The organism is Pelagimonas sp. (assembly GCF_058892305.1).
Genome location: NZ_JBZXVN010000001.1, coordinates 139181 through 153638 on the forward strand (window position 1 = coordinate 139181; position 14458 = coordinate 153638).

The following is a 14458-nucleotide window of genomic DNA, read 5'->3' on the forward strand; positions in this document are numbered from 1 at the left end:
TCTCACTCATGACGCCTCCTCCCTTTTCCCCTATTGCGGGGCTTTGTCTGATAATCTAACGGACGTTAGAAAAATAATCAAGTAGGGAATACGCGCTATCCCAATCCGTGTCTCGCGGTCAGTAAGACTTTGGAAGTCCTAGCGCTTTTTCAGCAATGAATGATAACAACATCTGCGGCGTCACAGGTACAATGCGGAACAAGAGCGCTTCTCTGACCAGACGCTCCACGTGATATTCCTTTGCGTAACCGAATCCGCCAAAGGTGATCTGTGCGGCCTCGGTCGCCTCAACCGCGGCGTCGGCGGCCAATAGCTTGGCTGCGTTCGCCTCGATGCCGCAGGGCTCCCCCGCATCGTAAAGGGCGGCGGCGTGCATCACCATGAGATTGGCCGATTCCACCCGCGCCCAAGCCTGAGCGAGCGGATGCTGAACGCCCTGATTCTGACCGATGGGCCGGTCGAAAACCACTCGTTCATTGGCATATTGCGCCGCGCGGGTCAGAGCGTTGCGTGCGATGCCGATGCATTCGCCCGCCACAAGGATGCGTTCTGGATTCAGCCCATGCAGAATTTGCCGAAACCCTTTGCCCTCTTCTCCGATCAGGTCTTCGGCAGGTATCGGCAACCCGTCGATGAAGACCTCGTTCGAATCGACAGCCTTGCGCCCCATCTTTTCGATCTCTCGCACATCAACGAAATTACGGTTGAGATCGGTATAGAACAGGCTCAGCCCTTCGGTCGGGTTAGTCACATCCTCAAGCCGCGTTGTTCTGGCCAGAAGCAGCATCTTGTGGGCAACCTGCGCGGTCGAAATCCAGACCTTCTGACCATGCACGACATACCTGTCTCCCTGTCGCACCGCCATGGTCTTCAGCTTTGTGGTATCCAGCCCCGTCGTCGGTTCGGTGACGCCGAAACAAGCCTTTTCATCACCTGCGATCAGGGGGCTCAGCATGCGCGCGCGCTGTTCATCGGTCCCGAACTTCACCACCGGGTTGAGCCCGAAAATGTTCATGTGGATGGCCGAGGCCCCGCTCGCGCCAGCCCCTGACTCAGCAATCGCCTGCATCATGATCGTCGCTTCAGTGATCCCCAGGCCGGCGCCGCCGACCGCTTCAGGCATGGCGATGCCAAGCCAGCCGCCATCGGCCATTGCCCTGTGCAAATCATGGGGAAAACCACCGTTGCGATCCCGGTCCAGCCAGTAGTCATCGTCGAATTGTGCACAAATCCGCAGAATCTGGTCGCGGATTTCCTGTTGGTCGGTGGTCATTCTAAATGTCATGGCGTCCCCTTGCCTTCCAGTCTCACGAGTCCTGCCTCACAAAGGGCAGAGATTTGCTCATCGTCAAAACCAAGATCGCTTAGAATACTTCGGCTGTCTGCGCCGGGCGGTCGTCCCAGCCAGCGAAGTTCACCGGGCGTCGCGCTTAGATGCGGGATCGGACCGATGACCTGGGTCTGCTCGCCCTCGACCGATACGATGTCCCCGCGATGGCGTATCTGCTCATTGGTCGTGATCTCCTCGACGCTCAACACCCGAGAGGCAACCGCATCATGTCGTGCGAATACAGCCGCAACTTCTTCAGCGGTGTGCTGCGTGACGAAATCATTGATCGCGTCAAAGACCACCGCCATGTGCTGCGACATCTCGCCGAGTGTCTCGAACCGCGGGTCATCGGCCAAAGAGTCCCCTCCGACCGCGCGCAACAGGCGTTGCGCAGTTTCCGCGCTACCTGCCGAGACGGTCAGCCAAACCCCATCGGACGTGCGGAACATGCCCCCCGGCGCAAAGTCCATCGGCTGGCGCAGCCCGTTGCGCCGCGGTGAATGGTTCGCACCTGTCATTGCGGGAACAGGATAGTCCATCAATCGAAGCAGCGCTTCGAACACCGCAAGATCGACAACCTGACCCCGTACTATCCCCTTTTCGCGGGCAAACAGCGCAATCATGATTCCCAATGCGCCCATCAGGCCTGTCGTGCTGTCGGCCGCCGGAAATCCGGGGTGCATCGGCGGCCCGTCAGGGAAACCGGTCAGATGTGCTAAACCACTCATGGCTTCTGCCGCACGACCAAACGCAGGTACGTCCCGCATCGGACCTTCCTGTCCGTAACCCGAAACGCGCAGAACAATCAGATCTGGGTTCCACTCATGAAGGGTTTCCGGCCCGATACCAGCACGTTCAAGCACGCCCGGCCGGAAATTTTCGATAAGAACATCGGCACCTTCAACCAATTTGCGCAGGATGTCCCGGCCTTCGCCGGACTTCCAGTCTAGGCTCAGAATCTTCTTGTTGCGGCCCAGCGTCTTCCACCAAACGCCCGCTCCATCCTCTGCCTTGGGCCCGAGGTCGCGCATCATATCCGTTCGGTTGGGTGCCTCGATCTTGATGACATCTGCACCGAAATCCGAGAGCAAGGCTGCCGAAAAAGGTCCGGCAATTACGTGGCCAAGTTCGATGATTTTCAGGTGATCAAGGGGTCCAGGCATTCGTTCTCGCCGCCAGTAATCTAACATTTGTTAGAATAGTAGCCTCGTGGACGGCAAACCTCAAGACTTGAGATTGCGAAATGGGGGTCTGATGCCGCAGAGTGCAAAATAGTACGCTACAGCGCTTCGATCTAAGATTGAATAATTTGGTCTCTTTCTGCTCCCTTCGGTTGAGTGCGAGAAACGATAAGCCATGTATCAATCTAAAGTCGAAACGCTTCAGTTATCCAACGAGCGCTATTGAATTGCGCCGTTTGGACCATGGACTCTACTTCGAAACTCCGCACGAGCCGCCCTGGGATCGTCGGACTCCCGGAGCTTCGCGACGATTCTCTCCGGTTTTGTTTTTTCTGGGCCATCCCGCTATCCTCAAATTGGCTCGAAATCCTATTTTTGGGGAGGATCGTTGCGTCAGGCGGTCGCCGCTAGGCCGTCCGACTGTGCGTCCCGTTTCGGTGGCCGTATCCGGAACAGAAGCGCATAGAGCACCGGAACCGCGACGAGCGTCAGGACCGAAGCAAAGGCGAGGCCGCCCATGATCGTCACCGCCATCGAGGCAAAAAACGCATCGGGCAGAAGCGGAATCATGCCAAAGATCGTCGTGCCGGCGGCGAGCACCACAGGGCGAAGACGGCTGACTGAGCCGTCGATCACCGCCTTGTAATCGGGCACACCCTGTGCACGTAGAAAGTCGATCTCTTCGATGAGAACGATTGCGTTCTTCATCAACATTCCCGAAAGCGACAGGAAGCCGAGCAGGGCCGTAAATGTGAAGGGCAGACCGGTGAACAGCAACCCCAGGACCATGCCCGTCACGGACATTGGCACCACGAGCCACAGGATCAGCGGTTGGCGGACTTTGTTGAACATCAAAATCGAAATCGTCAACATGACCAGGAAGCCTAGGGGAAGCTGCTTGCCAAGCGACTCCTGAGCCATCTGCGCACTTTCGAATTCGCCACCCCATTCCATTGCATAACCGTCGGGAAGCGGGATGGATTCGATCTCGGTGCGGACGCTTCGGAAGGCCTCATCCGCGGTGAGATCGCTGCGGGCACCGCCGAGAGCGGTGATCGTCCGCTCCCGGTCGCGCCGGTGAATGAGTGCCTCGACAAGACGGGGGTCGAACCTTTCGACAAGGTTGGCCATGGGTACATAGGACCCTGCCCCATCGGACCACACCGATAGGTCACGAAGGCGGTCAACTCCGTCGCGTTCGCTCTCGGGAAGCCGGAGATGGATTGGAATCAACACGTCGTCCTCGCGTAGGTCGCCAACGCGCAGTCCGGACGTTCCATAGCGGATGGTATCCGCGATCGCTCCACGCGTTGCGCCAGCCAGCCGCATTCGTGCCTCATCGACGATGGGTTCGACGAGGATCTCACGCTGCCGCCAATTGGTGCGCGGATTGGTGATGGTTCCTGCCTCCTCGTAAATCCTCATCGCATCATCCGCGAGCTGGCGCAGGATGACCGGATCGGGTCCCGAAAAACGAACTGCAACATCGGCACCGGAGGGCGGTCCGAACACGATCTCTTCGACACGGATCAGAGCGTGGGGGAATTCGGCGGGCAAGTCCTGGTTAAGTCTGCTCGCGATCGTCGCGATCGTCGCGGCGTCCGCAACCCGGACGATGAGTTGGCCATAGCTGGCATCCGCCTGCTCGGGGTTGTATGTCAGCATGAATCGGCTTGCCCCGCGCCCGACGAGGGCCGTTACCCCGGTTACGGCATCCTCATCCATGAGAATCCGCTCGAGCCGCTGCATCTCTTCGTCGGTCGTGTTGATATCGGTTCCCTGCGGCATCTGGAACTCAACGTAGAAAATCGGCGTGTTCGAGGCGGGGAAGAAGGCCTGCTTGACCTGTCCGAAAGCCATAACGGACCAAACGGTGATGCCAATGATCGTCAGAACAACCGGGATGCGGACGCGCAGCGCCATCCACAAAATCCCGCGATATGTCGCGTAGAACACGCCCTTGTAGGGATTATCCGAAATGTTTTTGGGGGTCTTGAGCAGCAGCTTGCCGAGATACGGCGTCACCGTGACTGCCAGGACCCAGCTTGTTAGCAGCGAGATGGCGATCACCGCGAAAAGCGAAAACAGAAACTCGCCCGTGGCGTCAGGCGACAGCCCGATACCGGAAAACGCCATGATCCCGATAACGGTCGCCCCCAGCAAGGGGATTGACGTGGCGCTTTCGGTCTCGGCAGCAGCGTCTTCTGCGCTTTTTCCTCGCGCCATGCCGATCACCATCCCTTCTGTGATGACGATGGCGTTGTCGACCAGCATCCCCATCGCGATGATCAGGGCGCCCAGGCTGATCCGCTCCATCTGTATCCCGAACACTGACATGAAGAACAGTGTAGAGAAAACGGTGAGCCCGAGGGTCGCGCCCACCACGAGGCCTGCGCGCCAACCCATGGTCAGCATCAGCGCACCGACCACGATCGCGACCGACTGTCCGAGGCTGACGAGAAAGCTTGAAACGGATTCGTCCACCACGACATGCTGCTCGTAGATCGGAATGATCTCGACACCTTCAGGAAGCCCCAACTTGAGCCGTTGAAGCCGTGCTGAAACCGCCTGACCGACTTCGACCACGTTTTGGTCCGTCAACGCGGAAACGCCAAAGGTAAATGCCGCCGTGCCGTTCTGCCGGATGATCTGGCTAGGCTGTTCGGCCGCCTCGCGGGTCACGCTGGCGATGTCGCTGACAGCGATCTGGCCGACATTTCCGGCCGTGCCCAGCCGCAGCTCCTCTATCCCTTCGGGGCTAATATAGCCCGGCGGAACCGATAGGCCGATCCGGGCAGGGCCCTCGGTGATCTCGCCGTTGGTGAACACCTGGTTTTCGTCTGCGAGAATGCCCAGGATCTGGGTCGGCGGAAGGCCCAGCATCTCGAGGCGTGCAGACGGGATCGAGATGGTAATTACCTCTTCGGAGAGGCCCTGAACCTCGACCTTGGCGACGCCATCGACAGTGACCAGTCCGAGCCGGAGCGTCGTGGCCAAATCCCTCTGCTCCGATGGGCTCAGACCTTCGGTCGTTACCGCATAGAACATGCCATAGACGTCGCCGAAATCGTCATTGATGATGGGCGGTAGCGCCCCTGCGGGAAGGTCCCCCTCCACGTCGCTGATGCGGCGGCGCATTTCGTCCCAAACCTGCGGGATCTCGTCCGGGCCATAGGTCATCTCGATCTCGACGGTGATCTGCGCCATGCCCGGCATCGACTTCGATTCCACCCGGTCGAGCTGCTTCATTTGCTGCAGCGCATTTTCGACGACGTCGGCGACCTCCTCTTCAACCTCCAGAGCCGTGGCGCCGGGATACGGTACGAAGATGAGCGCCGTTTTGAGCGTGAAGCTCGGGTCTTCAAGGCGACCGACCGTGTTCAGCCCCCAATAGCCGCCGAGGAGACAAAAGATGATGGTGAGCCAGACCGCCACAGGACGCTCGATGCTCGCTCGTGAGATGCTGAGTGCCATGGTTCTATTCTTGTCCTGTCAAAAAGAACGGGATCAGAGCCCCGAAACTGTCACGGTCTGATTGTCCCTGAGCCGCCACCAGCCACCGGAAACAATCAATTCGTTGCCCTTCAGGCCATCCAGAACGACAATCTCGTTGTCGATCGGAAGACCCAGACGGACCGCCCTGCGCGTGACCTGGCCGGACGTTTCTTCGTAGATCCAGATGGACGGTTCGGTTCGGCTCGTCGTATCCACCGCCGAAACCGGAACGATCACTGATTGCGGGGGATCTGCTTCTGCGGCGATGGCGATGCGCACATCCGCAGTCATCCCGGGCAGAAGACGCGAGTCGATATCACCCGTGATCGCAAGTTCCACGTCGTAGGTCTGCGCCGTCCGGTCGGCATCGGTCGCAAACGAGCGAAGCACCAGAGGCGCGGTGTAACCCGGAACAGCCGGAAAAGTTGCAACGATCTCGAAGGCATCGGGTGCCGACCGGGCAATGGCCGCAAGTTCCTCTGGCAGGGAGATCACCAGCCGCATCTCGCTGACATCCTGTAGACGCGCGACAGGCGCGGCCGACGTGACGTTGACGTATTCTTCAACGAAGGTGCGCGCCACAATCGCGTCGAATGGCGCGACGATTTTCGTTTGGGACAGGCGCCGCTCTGCCTCGCGGAGCGCGACTTCTGCCTGGACGAACTGCGCGCGGGCCGTGTCGAGGCGCGCGTCGGACGCCACGCCACGATCGGCGAGGTCCGAGGCGCGCGCAAGTTCGGAATTCGCCAGGTCGTAGGACGCCTGAGCCCGGTCGACGGCGAGTTCGAAATCGATTTGGTCGAGCTCCGCGATCACCTCGCCCTCGCGAATCGTGTCGCCGGGCTCAACCTCAAGGCGAATGATCTGCCCGGGTATCTGAAACGCAAGGTCCACCGTTCGAGCAGGTTCGACGCGGCCTGCAACGGTGCGAGACTGACTTACGACGCGATTGAGCGCACGGGTCACTTCGACCGTGACTGGTCGCTCCACGTTCGCTGCAGGCCTTGTATCGACTTCTGCCTCCAGGGTGTCCGTCGCGGTCTGGGCCAGCACATCGGTCAGGAACGGCGAAACAAACGGGACGGCAACGGCCGACACGGCCGCTACCGCAATAACAAAAACGATCCGCTTCAAACTTCGTGTCTCTCTATTCGAGTTCATTAATCATGGCCCTCAATTGCTCGATGACGCGTCCCCTGAGATCCGCGCCACCGTCGGGAAGGCCCAGAAGTTTCTGGAACCGAAGTCCCTGGATCGCTAGGACGACAACCATAGCACCCGGAGTGTCTTGTGTGTCGGACAGGATACGCTCAAGGTCGCCGGTCAGTTCAGCCCGTAGCGGATCGAGCAGCCGCGGATCTGACGCGGCAGCCGCGAGAATCGCCATCGAGAGGTCGTCATCGACGGCTCTGGCTTGCACGATTGCTTCCAGGTGCCCACGCAGGGTGCGGGATCTGCGATCTTCCGGGACTGATGCCAGGCGTTCGCGATGTTCTGCGAGCATCTCATCAAGCAGCCCGGCAAGAAGCGCTCTCTTGGTCGGAAAATTGTATAAGACCCCGCCTTTACTGAGATCGGCCTCACGCGCGACGGCGTCGATCGTAATCTTTCCCGCGCCCTCTCTGTGCGCAATTGCCCGCGCAGCGCCGAGGATCCTTGGTGACGCATTCTTTGCCTGCATTTTGGATTGTATGGTCATTATTCACTGTCCATTCGGCAATTTTATTGAGAGATTTGGAGCACTGCCCCGTTGTCGGAAAGCAAGGTCAGTTCAGAGCTCTACTCTATGTCCGCTCCCGTAGAGTCGCAGGAATGCAGTGACTGCATCGGCCGCATGCTTGTCCCGCTCGACTGTTCTTTGCACGGCCAGCAGGCGTGGCATCAACAGTCCAGAAACGCAAAGATGTATGAAGTGATCCGCAACACGCGGGGGGTTGTCGATCTCAAGCGCGCCTTCCCGGGAAAGGCGTTCCAGAACTTTACTGATGAGTTCGCGTGCCCGTTTCGGTCCGGCACGAAAATACACCTCCCCGACCTCGGGAAGCATCTCGGTGGCACCGATACACGTCCGCAGAAGGCGGATGTAGGTTTCGTCCAGAACGAGATCGATCATGCGCAGGGCAAGTTTTTCCAACTGGGCGCGCGGCTCGGGACCTGCGGACAAGGGTCGGAGGATCTCTTCCGCAAGCCGACCGCATTCGGATTCCACGACGCTCAGAAACAGCTGCTCCTTGGTCGGGTAATACGAATACATTGTTGCCTTCGACACTTTCCCTTCGGCGGCAATGGCATCGACGGTGGCGCCTTCATAACCGCACCGGAAGAAGACCTCGCGCGCGCCGAACAAAACCTCGGCCATTTTTCTCTCGCGCATCTCGTTCTTCCTGTCGTGTGCAGCATTGCGGGATTTCAAACTTGACTGTACCGTCTAGTCGGTACAGTAGATTGATTTTTACGTGCCGGCAAGTCGCAAACCTGGGCGGATCGTGCGGAGTGAGTGCCGCCTGTCAGGCATACCCAACGCGGCTTTCAATCCGTCATGAGCTTCGGGCCGTGCTCCGTTCGCGGTGCTTTCTGGCGCGGGATTACTCCGCGAACAGGACGGACGTTATCATTCCGCCGAGCGTGCTGTCCCGTCGAAAGCACCCTCTGCCTCCCAGCGGCGCGCAATGGATCCAAGGGTGTCCAGCACACCGCGCAGCTCCGCGCCGCGTTCAGTCAGCCCGTATGTGACAGCGGGCGGGATGGTCATGGCCTGCTCGCGCCAGACCACGCCGGCATGTTCCAGCATTCTCAGCCTCTCAGTCAGGACCCGGGTGGAAATTCCAGGCACCAGCCGTTTGGTCGCGCCGAAACGCTGTGGACCCTGTTCGGACAGAACCCAAAGGATATAAATCGTCCAAGGTCCCGTGATGACACGCAGCAGCGCCTCCATCGGGCAGGAAGCTGGTTGGACGCTTTTCATTTTGGATAGCCCTCGCAGTCCACGAAAGTAAGTTACTTTTAAGTGCCTACTTTAACTGATGAAGCAAGGCACCTAATGATACTATATGGAAAACGGCAGCCTAACAACCCGCCGAAAACCGGGAGAGCGGCAGTGAGTGACAACGTGGCAAAATATGTCTACTGGATCGCGACCGGCCTTGTGGCGCTGGTCTATCTGGGTGCGGCGGCCTTCTACATCTCATCCCACGACATGGTCGCGGGCATGTATCGCGAGGTGTTGGGCTATCCCACATACATCATCTGGCCACTCGCAATTTTGAAGATCGTCGGTGCGGTTGTGATCCTCTGCCGCCCTTCGGCGGTGCTGGCAGATTGGGCCTATGCGGCAATGTTCTGGCATCTGGTGCTCGCCTTCGGGGCGCATGTGGGCGCAGGCGATCCGGGTTGGCCGCCGGCGCTGGCGACCTGGGTATTCCTGATCATCTCGTGGCTGACCGCCAATCGCGTGCGTGCGGTCAAGTCGGCCTATGCACCGGCAGTTCCGGCAGCGCCAACCTGATCTGCTGCGGAGTTGCCACGGCGCCGCCCATAGCCTCGGACTTTGGGGTACAAAGGGACGACAACATGACTGAAAAGCAGCCGACAGTGTTTGTTCCCCATGGGGGTGGCCCCTGTTTCTTCATGGACTGGAACCCGCCTGACGCCTGGGATCGGCACCGCAAATTCCTTGAGGACTTGCCTGCGAGCCTGCCGGCAAGGCCCAAGGCGCTCCTCGTGATCTCGGGCCATTGGGAAGAGCGGGTCTTTACCTTGCAGACCAACCCCGCCCCGCCTCTGCTGTTCGACTATCAGGGATTTCCGCAGCATACCTATCAGCTGACCTGGCCCGCGCCGGGCGAGCCCGCGCTGGCGACCCGCGTACGCGCACTTCTGGAAGGCGCGGGGTTCCAGACCGGGGCCGACGCTGTGCGTGGCTTCGATCACGGGGTATTCGTTCCACTAAAGGTGGCTTTTCCTGAGGCCGACATCCCCACCGTCCAATTGAGCCTGCGCGACGATCTCGACCCCGAGGCGCATCTTGCCGTCGGTCGCGCGTTGGCGCCCTTGCGCGACGAAGGGGTGCTGATCATCGGATCCGGCAATACCTATCACAACATGGGCAAGATGATGCGGGCGATGAGGGGCGGACCGGACCGCCCGGTGAACGGCGGAGACTTTGACCGATGGCTCACGAGTGCGGTGACCCATGAGGACCCCGCAGTGCGCCATGCCATGCTGGCCGAGTGGGATCAGGCGCCCGGCGCCCGCGACGCCAATCCGCGCGAGGAACATCTGATCCCGTTGCACGTCGTGGCCGGGGCCGCGCTTGCGGATCGGGGGGAGAAGACCCTCGAAGATGACGTGTTGGGCGCGGTCGAAAGCGCGTTTAGATTTGGATAGGACCAACCATGAGCTTCGAACTTCCCCCGCGGCAGGGCCCGCGCCCCGACACCACCGATTGCGCCCCGCATGAGCAGGTGTCGCAGACCTCCTCGGCAGAGATCCACGCATTGTTCAAGGAGAAGGCCTTCGCCCTGCCCTTCGTCGAGCGCTGCCGGTCGGGCATCTCGGTGCCCGGCGCCGAAGCACTGGTCTTGCCGGTGGCGCATGCCTGCGGCCCGCGTGAAGCCTTCATGATCGGACGCGAATTTGCCCATGTGCATCCCTCCTATGACGGTTCGTCGCACATGATGCTGCCTCTGGCGGCGGTCGAGGAACTCATCGCCAACGGCTGGGGCGAACCGCACCCGATGGCGTCGGCCGGACACATCCCGGCAAATGCCGTCATGGCCTTTGCGCCGCGCGATGGGTCAGAGGTCGACGTCATGATCAAAATCCTGACAACGAGCTGGGACTTCGCCCGCGGCAAGCTGGCCAACCCCGCGCAGGTTCACATCCACGGCTGACTCTCTCTCAAAGAACAGGAATACGCCCATGGCAAGCTTTCAGAACGGACCATTTATCGTCACAGGCGCCTCCGGCCAGCTTGGACGCCAGGTAATCGATCAACTGATCGAGGCGGGCGCCGGTCCGATCATCGCGGTCACGCGCAACGCCGACAAACTCGCCGAGTTCAGGGACAAGGGGGTGGATGTTCGCCAAGGCGATTTCAACGCGCCCGAAACACTGGGTCCGGCCATCGCGGGCGGCAAGCGGATCCTGATCATCTCCACCGAGGATCTGGAGCCGGGCAAACGGCTCGCGGCTCATTCCAATGCGATCACCGCCGCACGCGAGGCGGGTATCGCCCACATCGTCTATACCTCGCTTGCCAGCCCGGTACCCGAAAGCCCCATCACTTTCAGCAAGGATCATCAGAATACCGAGAAGCTGATCGAGCAAAGCGGCGCCAGCTACACGATCCTTCGCAACAACCTTTACACGGATCTGTTGCTTATGAGCGGACCGCAGGCGATCGACATGGGGCAGCTCTTTGCCGCGGCAGGGGACGGACGGGCGAGTTACGTCACGCGCGCCGACTGCGCCCGCGCCGCCGCTGCCGCGCTGATGAATGCGACCGACCGCGAGGTCCTGGACATCACCGGGCCCGAATCCACCGGCCAGGCCGATATCGCGGCGCTTTTGTCGGACATCGCCGGCAAGGACATCCCCTACGTTCCGATGCCGGCCGAAGACATGGTGCAGGCGATGATCGCAAATGGCCTGCCCGAGTTCATGGCGCGTGTTTTCGTCTCTTTCGACCAGGCAATCGCCGAAGGCTACCTTGATGTGGCCAGCGACGATCTCAAGACGCTCACCGGCAAGTCCGGACAGTCGGTTACCGATTTCCTGACCGAAAACCGGGCGGTGCTTCTTCGGGCGCCGCAGTAACTATAGAGGCGGACAAAATCATGAAACTCTACAACGCGAATTTCTCGCCCAATGCGCTGCGTGTGCGGGCGGTGGCACACGAACTGGGCGTGGACCTCGAAATCGTCCAGGTCGACATCCGGGCCGGGGACAACCGCGCGGCGGAATTTCTCGCTCGCAATCCCAATGCAAAGGTGCCCGTTTTGGAGGACGGGAATTTCGTGCTTTGGGAATCCCGGGCAATTTGTGCCTATCTGGCGGGGCTTCGGCCCGAGGCGGGCCTCTATCCTGAGGGCCGCAAGGCGCGGTCCCTCGTCGATCAATGGACCTGGTGGCAAGCGATCCACCTTGGCCCGGCGATGCAGAAATTGTCCTTTGAGCTGTTTCTCAAAGAGAAATTCGGCATGGGCGATCCCGATCCGACCGTGGTCGAAGCGGAACGAAAAGCCACAGATCAGTTCCTTGCCGTTCTGGAAACCGGACTCGACGGCAAGGACTGGATCGCAGGCGCACTCAGCCTTGCCGACTTCTATCTTGCGACCACCTTCATGTATCGCGATCAAGCGGGGATTTTACTGGACCAGTACCCAGGAGTTGCGAGTTGGATCGACCGGCTAGAAGCGCGTGACAGCTGGCAAGAGGCTGTGGCACCCCTAAGGGCGCTTTTCCGCTGACGTCGTGATCCAGGGGGTAACATACCCCTGACGAGTGCCGAGGTTGACGATACGGTCGGCCGTTGTCATCGCTTTGATCTGATCGTGGGTCAGAAAGTCAACTGACCCAGCCTCCCGATCAGGTCATCCAGTTCGCGGATCATCCGCTCACCTGACAGTGAGCGATCCACCACAGTGGCCGCCAAGGCTTCGCGCGTGCAGTCATCCACGATGCACAACACACGGAACCTTTGGCCATTAGCAAAGGCATCGGACACGAAGTCCAACGACCAACGCTGATTGGCGCGATCCGGCACTAGGATGGGCCTGCGCGTACCCAGTGCGCGTTTGCGTGATCACCTGCGGCGCACGGCCAGCCCTTCCTCGCGATAGAGACGGAAAAGCTTCTAATGGTTCACTTCAAAACCCTCTCTGGCCAAAAGGATGCCCTAACTACGATATCCGAACCGGCGACGTTTATTCGCCAGTTCCCGCAGCCATTGGCGCAGGGCGTGGTCGCTCCGATCCTGATTCCGATATGACTGGGAGTTCCATAAGTCCTTGATCCAGGCCTGTGGGTCACAAAATCTGTTGTCGCTTCATGCAGTTCTTTACGAAAAATATCTGCGGTACCAGATGTTGGTTCTTACATACCGTGGGCAAGAAGCCGTGGAAGAACATCGAAAAAGGCCTAGTCCACATGCTTGCGGCCTTCTGACGTTCTGCGAACTTGGCTGGCATGACCCCGGGTCCGACGCGGATAGCGGACTTAACTCTTGCTGCGGGTCTTAGGCGCGCCGCTTTCGCCCGAGAAGTATTCGTCCCAGGTGCGCCCGAGTCATGCGCACTCTTGGCCAAGAGCCAACTTAACATATGCTTGCTTATACGTTTTTGAGCCGTCACCCGGCAGATACTAAGCTGCAATCCGCCACATCCGGAACCGCCCCTGCCCTGTAACCTCGCGGATCAAGCCTTTCTTTTCCATCCACGCGAGGTTTCGTTGCATCGCCGCGCGACTGGCACCGATCTGAGTCTCAGCCATCGGCGCGGACACCAGAGGCCATTCCGCGAAGAGAGTTAGCAAAGCAGGAGGCGTCTTGCCTGATAGTTTCGCCAGTTCGCCCTCTGCCTGAACCGTCCAAGTCTCAACCAAATCCAAATGCCGCATCGCCGTTAGTATCGCGCTGTTCATCCCGTCCAACCAGCGGGCCAAGCGTTCAGGTGGCACGCCCGAGGCCCGCAGCCCCCCTGCCCCGCCCATGGCCAGCGGCGCAAAGATGGCTCCATTGCCGTCGCTGGCCGCGATCCTACCAGCAGTTACAGCGGCCTCAATACGGTCTCCATATTGGCCGAGGCCAGCCAGACTCCAGAGGTGAAACCCCATGCAAGCGCTCGTGATCGGGTGGAGGTCAACCGCTGCTGTCATCACGTCCAGCCAGCTCCCTGCACGCTCGTCAAAGCGCTCGGCATTGTCCTCGAACTTCTCAGGATCACGCCGATCCAGGAAGGACGCCAAATCTACCATTGGCTCCGGACCACTTGTCAGGCGTCGCACGGCCCATCCGGCCCGGGCCAGTGCTTCCGAGTCATCCTGCACTCCAGACAAACGCATGGATATCCAAAGCGCCAGCCGATCGGGGCTCACACGATCGCCTGCGAACCAGCTGAGATCCGCCGCCTCTATTAGAGCCAGTCTGTGCCGCCAGCCCTCCGGGCCGCGCAGCAACCGGTCATCCAGAGCACCCAGGCGTCCAGCCACCTTTGCCAGCCGCGCAGTATGAGCACCCTCTGCCTTTGCCCAATCTTCGATGACTACGGTATCAGGCGGTTCCGCCCGCGGCCCGGGAGGCAGATCATCCGGTTCCTCTTCGAGCGGCCCGGGCAGAAACCAGAGGTCTTCTTCGTGAGCCTCCTCATCCCCCTCGGTAATGATGAGAGGGTCATCGAAATCATCACTAAAAGTAGATGCTTGCGGCGTCATGTGTGCAAAATACCACCTTTAT

At 59.9% G+C, this 14458-nt stretch carries 14 protein-coding genes and 1 pseudogene; 6 read left to right on the top strand and 9 right to left on the bottom strand.

Going from position 1 to position 14458, the window contains the following annotated elements; all coding sequences use genetic code 11:
• Nucleotides 1-118 precede the first annotated feature (118 nt).
• The 7 genes from AC5EFR_RS00710 to AC5EFR_RS00740 all read right to left on the bottom strand — a co-directional run bounded on the left by AC5EFR_RS00710 (nucleotide 119) and on the right by AC5EFR_RS00740 (nucleotide 8941).
• Nucleotides 119-1285 carry an acyl-CoA dehydrogenase family protein gene (locus AC5EFR_RS00710; protein WP_180957746.1) on the bottom strand — a complete coding sequence of 389 codons (1167 nt, stop codon included), beginning with the start codon at nucleotides 1283-1285 and terminating at the stop codon, nucleotides 119-121.
• A complete protein-coding gene (locus AC5EFR_RS00715) occupies nucleotides 1282-2493 on the bottom strand; it encodes a CaiB/BaiF CoA transferase family protein (protein ID WP_101657225.1) in 1212 nt (403 codons plus the stop codon). The genes AC5EFR_RS00710 and AC5EFR_RS00715 overlap by 4 nt, the downstream gene beginning before the upstream one ends.
• Before the next feature lie 411 nt (nucleotides 2494-2904).
• Nucleotides 2905-5985, bottom strand: coding sequence for an efflux RND transporter permease subunit (locus tag AC5EFR_RS00720; protein WP_027238711.1), 3081 nt, complete (start codon nucleotides 5983-5985; stop codon nucleotides 2905-2907).
• A gap of 33 nt (nucleotides 5986-6018) precedes the next feature.
• Complete coding sequence (locus tag AC5EFR_RS00725) at nucleotides 6019-7140, bottom strand: efflux RND transporter periplasmic adaptor subunit (protein ID WP_341235584.1); 1122 nt, start codon at nucleotides 7138-7140, stop codon at nucleotides 6019-6021.
• 13 nt (nucleotides 7141-7153) lie between these two features.
• On the bottom strand, nucleotides 7154-7705 hold the full coding sequence (locus AC5EFR_RS00730) for a TetR/AcrR family transcriptional regulator (protein WP_036784097.1): 552 nt from the start codon (nucleotides 7703-7705) through the stop codon (nucleotides 7154-7156).
• A gap of 72 nt (nucleotides 7706-7777) precedes the next feature.
• A complete protein-coding gene (locus AC5EFR_RS00735; RefSeq protein ID WP_036784095.1) occupies nucleotides 7778-8380 on the bottom strand; it encodes a TetR/AcrR family transcriptional regulator in 603 nt (200 codons plus the stop codon).
• A gap of 237 nt (nucleotides 8381-8617) precedes the next feature.
• Nucleotides 8618-8941 carry a winged helix-turn-helix transcriptional regulator gene (locus tag AC5EFR_RS00740; protein ID WP_027238707.1) on the bottom strand — a complete coding sequence of 108 codons (324 nt, stop codon included), beginning with the start codon at nucleotides 8939-8941 and terminating at the stop codon, nucleotides 8618-8620.
• A gap of 162 nt (nucleotides 8942-9103) precedes the next feature.
• On the opposite strand from AC5EFR_RS00740, the gene AC5EFR_RS00745 reads away from it, so the two are divergent.
• The 5 genes from AC5EFR_RS00745 (at nucleotide 9104) to AC5EFR_RS00765 (ending at nucleotide 12476) form a co-directional block, all read left to right on the top strand.
• Nucleotides 9104-9511: a DoxX family protein gene (locus AC5EFR_RS00745; RefSeq protein WP_027238706.1), complete on the top strand. Its 408-nt coding sequence runs from the start codon at nucleotides 9104-9106 to the stop codon at nucleotides 9509-9511.
• A gap of 65 nt (nucleotides 9512-9576) precedes the next feature.
• Nucleotides 9577-10392 (top strand): DODA-type extradiol aromatic ring-opening family dioxygenase, encoded by an 816-nt coding sequence (locus AC5EFR_RS00750; protein ID WP_027238705.1) that lies wholly within the window; start codon nucleotides 9577-9579, stop codon nucleotides 10390-10392.
• Nucleotides 10393-10400: 8 nt separating this feature from the next.
• Complete coding sequence (locus AC5EFR_RS00755; RefSeq protein WP_036784088.1) at nucleotides 10401-10898, top strand: luciferase domain-containing protein; 498 nt, start codon at nucleotides 10401-10403, stop codon at nucleotides 10896-10898.
• Nucleotides 10899-10926: 28 nt separating this feature from the next.
• Nucleotides 10927-11823: an SDR family oxidoreductase gene (locus AC5EFR_RS00760; RefSeq protein ID WP_027238703.1), complete on the top strand. Its 897-nt coding sequence runs from the start codon at nucleotides 10927-10929 to the stop codon at nucleotides 11821-11823.
• Nucleotides 11824-11843: 20 nt separating this feature from the next.
• Entirely contained in the window at nucleotides 11844-12476 is a 633-nt protein-coding gene (locus AC5EFR_RS00765) for a glutathione S-transferase family protein (protein WP_027238702.1), read from the top strand.
• Nucleotides 12477-12577: 101 nt separating this feature from the next.
• On the opposite strand, the pseudogene AC5EFR_RS00770 reads toward AC5EFR_RS00765, so the two are convergent.
• Nucleotides 12578-12991 (bottom strand): annotated as a pseudogene (locus AC5EFR_RS00770) (transposase family protein); the annotation flags it as partial.
• Nucleotides 12992-13046: 55 nt separating this feature from the next.
• Here AC5EFR_RS00770 and AC5EFR_RS00775 point away from each other — a divergent pair.
• On the top strand, nucleotides 13047-13247 hold the full coding sequence (locus tag AC5EFR_RS00775) for a hypothetical protein (protein WP_379575174.1): 201 nt from the start codon (nucleotides 13047-13049) through the stop codon (nucleotides 13245-13247).
• A 121-nt stretch (nucleotides 13248-13368) separates the two neighbouring features.
• On the opposite strand, the gene AC5EFR_RS00780 is transcribed toward AC5EFR_RS00775, so the two are convergent.
• On the bottom strand, nucleotides 13369-14436 hold the full coding sequence (locus AC5EFR_RS00780) for a helix-turn-helix domain-containing protein (RefSeq protein ID WP_027238700.1): 1068 nt from the start codon (nucleotides 14434-14436) through the stop codon (nucleotides 13369-13371).
• Nucleotides 14437-14458 lie beyond the last annotated feature (22 nt).